General features: G+C 51.7%; 6 protein-coding genes. 4 read left to right on the forward strand and 2 right to left on the reverse strand.

Annotated features, from left to right (window positions below; translation table 11 throughout):
- Nucleotides 1–54 precede the first annotated feature (54 nt).
- Together AC2VLY_RS12450 and AC2VLY_RS12455 are read right to left on the reverse strand one after the other, a co-directional pair.
- Nucleotides 55–1,383, reverse strand: a complete 1,329-nt coding sequence (locus tag AC2VLY_RS12450; RefSeq protein ID WP_486894405.1) for a relaxase/mobilization nuclease domain-containing protein — start codon at nt 1,381–1,383, stop codon at nt 55–57.
- On the reverse strand, nt 1,380–1,673 hold the full coding sequence (locus AC2VLY_RS12455; protein WP_486894403.1) for a plasmid mobilization protein: 294 nt from the start codon (nt 1,671–1,673) through the stop codon (nt 1,380–1,382). The genes AC2VLY_RS12450 and AC2VLY_RS12455 overlap by 4 nt, the downstream gene beginning before the upstream one ends.
- 363 nt (nt 1,674–2,036) lie before the next feature.
- On the opposite strand from AC2VLY_RS12455, the gene AC2VLY_RS12460 reads away from it, so the two are divergent.
- The 4 genes from AC2VLY_RS12460 to AC2VLY_RS12475 form a co-directional block, all read left to right on the forward strand.
- Nucleotides 2,037–2,711, forward strand: a complete 675-nt coding sequence (locus tag AC2VLY_RS12460) for a hypothetical protein (protein ID WP_486894402.1) — start codon at nt 2,037–2,039, stop codon at nt 2,709–2,711.
- Nucleotides 2,712–2,798: 87 nt separating this feature from the next.
- On the forward strand, nt 2,799–3,557 hold the full coding sequence (locus tag AC2VLY_RS12465) for a hypothetical protein (RefSeq protein WP_486894400.1): 759 nt from the start codon (nt 2,799–2,801) through the stop codon (nt 3,555–3,557).
- Nucleotide 3,558: 1 nt separating this feature from the next.
- Nucleotides 3,559–4,287: a hypothetical protein gene (locus AC2VLY_RS12470; RefSeq protein WP_486894398.1), complete on the forward strand. Its 729-nt coding sequence runs from the start codon at nt 3,559–3,561 to the stop codon at nt 4,285–4,287.
- A partial coding sequence (locus AC2VLY_RS12475; protein WP_486894397.1) for a hypothetical protein occupies nt 4,288–4,527 on the forward strand: 240 nt, incomplete at its 3' end.

The following is a 4,527-nucleotide window of genomic DNA, read 5'->3' on the forward strand; positions in this document are numbered from 1 at the left end:
TCCTTTATGCCGATCCGGAAGTGGCGCCATTACGCCGATCCCAAGGTGGCGCCATTACGCCGACTGCGGTTTGGCTCCATATTGCCGATCCGTGACAAAGGCTAAACGGGCTTCTGCTCCATGCAGCCCCTGGACACACTCTTTGCGCCGATCACGCAGCAGATCACGTAACTGTTGCCGCTCCAGCTGCTGGTTTTCCCGAAGTTTTTCCCTGGCTTCCCTCCGCATGTTTCGCCGCCATTCCTGCTCATCCTGGAAACGTCGGTACAGTTCCTCCCGAGCCTTGGCCCGTTCTGCCCGTCGTGCTTCCCGTCTGGCCTGATAAGCTGGATCGTGACGATATCCTTTATCATCCTGGTGAATGTGCCCAGAATCATATCCGATTTTTTTTCGTTCCCATTTGCCCTCTGCCCCTCTCTGAAAACGCTCCAGGAAGCGACCGTAATGATCACGGAGCTGGGGTAACCCGGTGACATCACTAACCGGTTCAAAAGGCCCCAGTTTTTTCTCCAGAGCTCCACGGCTTGCCCATCGTCCCATTTGGGAAGCTTTTGCGGAAAAAGTCCGGTCACCAATGGTTGATGTCAGCACAAGGCCACTCTTGTCGCCACGATGTCTGGGTTCAATGCGGATGCCGTAACCGGCCAGTGTCGCATGTACGTTCTCCCATGTGGCACCTCGACGAAGCAGTGTGCCCTGCAGGGATTCTGCCGGCGCTGTGGCTACCCATTCCTGAAAGGATGGCGCGGCTTGATGGTGTCTTGCATGTCTGGCCCCCTGAGTCGTTTTATCCTCCTTCAGCAATCCACGTTCCCGTCGCTCCTTACGGGACATGCGCATGATGTTTTTTTCACCTTCCGGTGTTTCTCGCACCATCCAGGGTCCATGAGCATGGTTCCAGCCCTGCTGGATTTCCAGTTCACGCATGGCACGATCCATCAGCAGGTAATCCCGTCTGGGTTCCTTGACCACGCTGCCATCCGGCAGTGCCCGATTGATGATCAGATGAATGTGATCATTGTCTGTATCCTGATGGAAAGCCCAGAATGCCTGACAGTTCTGCATGCCCAGCGTGGACATGCTTGCCTTTACCACCTGGGCAATCTGTTTCTGGTCCGGATGCTCGTTTTCCATCCAGTTGATGGTCCAGTGGCTGATTGGATTGGCCTGCAGGCGTTTTGCCCTTTGCGCGGTAGTGTTCATGACCATGGCTATAAGCTCCCGGTCTTCTGCCGTGTTGATATCCATATCGAGATTTACCTGCCCCATCAGAACCGGTATTTCTTTCCCGGAATCCACTTCATCGCGGGCAACATACCGGATGGGTAAGGTAAAGCCTTTGCGCCCGAAAGAGGATTTGTTGGAAATTTTCTCAGCGATCAACGACCATGGTCCTCGATGTTTTTGGCGATGGCCAGCAGATGTTCAAAACCATCCCAGTATTTGCGCTTTTCCGCATTGGTCCAGTTGGATGACTTGGGATACAAATGCTTGAGCATCGCCGCCACATGCCGCAGTTCACCCACCGCCTGCCCATCGGTAATGGGTGCCACCTTTTTCTCCAGAGCTGCCCGCCGGATGTATTCGCTTACAGTGAGGCCGCAGGCATCTGCATTACTCCTGATCCTTTCAAGGTCGTCATGGCTGATCCTGGCCTTCACGATTTTTTCCACGGAAGCGTCCTCACCGATGCATCTGTCATGCACTATCAGCGCAGCGGGAAATATCGTGACAAACGCAGTGCGGAATGAAGCCTCATGGGGTCTCGGGGCTGTGCCCTGAGCAAGTGCCTTGTTCCATGATCGGGCTTTGCCCGATTGTGGACACATGGCCTACCTTGTACCAAAAAATGCAGCTCCAATTTTAAGTATGCCGTCACCTAGTGCCGTCACCTAGTATTGTCACCTGGTGCTGTCACCTAATATTGTCATATAGTGTTGCCATGTGATGACGTCACCTGATGACATCACATGGTGGAATTGACTGCCAATGTTGCAGATTAAATTTTCGGGATTGGTTTACAAGGGAATATGGGAATGGAAGCAGAAATTGATCAACGTGTAGACTCAGCGCTTCAGACATTGATGGCTTCGTCTCGTGGCACTTTATATGAAGCTATAGCCAAGCATTATGATCAATTGGTTGAACTGAGATCGATGGGGCATTCTTTACAGTCAATTGCTAAAGTGCTTACAGAAACAGGTGTCCCCATTACGAGGCAAATGCTGCATAACTATCTCAAAAAAATTGAATCAACTGGGCGCAAACCCAAAAAAATGCCGGCTTCAATTACATCTGACCAGAAACAAACTCTGAACCCAGATGCAGTGTCAAAAGGTCAACCACTGTCAAGTATTACCCCAGAAAAAGAAAAGGTTACAAAAACATCCCCCTCTGTGGTCGGTACTGTCCATCAAGAAAAGACGTCAGCTATGCCACCAGCAGTCTCTGATTTCACCCCGCAAGAGTTCAAACGAAAGGAGCGCGACGAGTTACCCCCTATTCCTACTGACTGGCCGATGGTCCGTAAAAGGGTCAATGGGGTGGATATGGATCTGCATCAGTCACCAAAAGGTAGGCTCTACTCCGTGCTTCCGGGCGTGGACCCTGATGTACCTTATGGCAAGAATGAAGTTGGCGTCAGTTACAATCGATACGGGGAGCTCACCAGATCAATGATCGGCAAAGGGTTTATTGGGGAAGATCTCTGACAGCCGGAAGTCCCAGATAACCCACTAGCGCCGCTTCCAAAACTTCCGATAGCTCCTGTCTGATGGTTCTTGAAACAGAGGATATTCATGTTGAAAACGATATTTGTGGATGGTGACAAGGGAGGCGTCGGAAAGTCTCTGGTATCCCGCGCACTGGTAGATATGTACCTGCACGATCCAAGGCAAGGGGATCGCGATGTCGTGGTCTTTGATGCAGACCGTTCAAATCCGGATGTATGTGGTGCAGGCGGTTATTGCGTTAATGACACCGATAATAATCTGGTTTCTACGCATCTGATCAATCTGGAAACAGAATCTGGGTGGTCGGAATTTGGTGACAGAATGGAAGCTTACGTGGATTCGGAGCGAGATATTCGCGTGGTCATTTCCATGCCTGCCCAGATTGGTCCTCGTGCCTTTGATGGAAGCATTCCTCTGGTTGGTGAAATTCTGCGCTCGGTCAATGCAATTCCCGTCTGGGTAATGAGCCGCACCCAGGATTGCATGAATGCTCTGGAAAATCGGCGCAAAACCATCCCGGCACACTACGAACATGGCCTTATCGTTAAAAACCTGTTTTTTGGTGCGACGGATAAATTCACGCTCTGGAAAGAAAGTCTCCTGCGACAGGAAATTGTTGATTCTGGCGAATGGGTTGAGGTGGATTTTCCCGAATGTAACGACATTCTGCTGCACAAGATTGGGCGGACGCCATTCCAGCGCGTACTCAATGAGGGAATATCCGGCAACCGCCTTGGGATGGGTTCACGTCTTTCGCTGGAAACCTGGCGGCATGAAGCCTGGCAAGCCCTGGCTCGTGTAGAAGATCTTCCGACCGGTTGTTGATGTGCTCAGGACTCTGCTACTGGATAGTGAGGTCGGTGGAGCCGGGAAACGTCTGGCCTGCCGCATGCTGATGGATCGTTATGTTCACGGTCCCCAGCCACAAAATAACCAATACCGGCTGTTCCTCATTGAGACTGGTGCCCTCGCCAGAATAAGTCAGGATATCAACACGGGTGGTTCCATACTCGGGATCCACTCCATTGACCTTCGCACAGACAGTGGCTGGATCGAACTCGGTGATCTGCTGGAAGGGTGGAAACATCGGGCAGAACAGACCGATGAGGAAATCCGGATTTTACTCCCTTTCCCTTCATATGCAGCACGGACAGTTCTGGATGGAAGAGAGGCAATTGTCTCCCGGATACTTACCGAAAGCTCAACGATCCCTCTCTGGGTACTGACTGACCGTCCAGAAGCGGTCCAGGGCCTGGCCAGCCGGCAAAAACATCTGCCAGAAGTTTTTGGGAAGGGGATTATTTTGCGAAACCTGTATACCCAGCGCGGTTTTGGGCTTTGGGACAGAAGCACAGTTCGAGATTCCCTGCCTGATCAGTGGATGGAACGGGAAATGCCTGAAGCCTGCGATCCGGCAAAACGTCTTCTGGACACAAGAATGCCGGATTTCATAGAGCGCTATGGCCAACTGGGTCTGGGCTGGCAACTGGCATTTCGGATGTGGCGCCAGACATTCTGGCAGCAGCTTGATGTTATTGAAACTCTGGAGCGGTAAATGATCAGCAACGAAAATCGGCTTGCGGGAATCGCAGAGCAGTTTGAACGCATGTTGGGCAAGGATTTGTCAGTCACGCAAAGAGTAGATATGGAAAATCTGGCGCGGGCAATTGCTCTGCCCGTGCAGGATCCCTTCTGGAGTCTGATCGCCTTTTTTTATGCCCGGTCCCCAGGAAATGACATGCTGGAAAACGACCGGCTCAGGTTGACCATTGAGCGGCTGGATCGTTTTGAACAG

The sequence above is a fragment of the Acidithiobacillus sp. TH-A36 genome (assembly GCF_057473445.1).

Excerpts from the sequence above, each read along its gene's own strand:
- AC2VLY_RS12460 (WP_486894402.1), top strand. The coding sequence starts at position 2,037 with ATGGAAGCAGAAATTGATCAACGTGTAGACTCAGCGCTTCAGACATTG.
- AC2VLY_RS12465 (WP_486894400.1), top strand. The coding sequence starts at position 2,799 with ATGTTGAAAACGATATTTGTGGATGGTGACAAGGGAGGCGTCGGAAAG.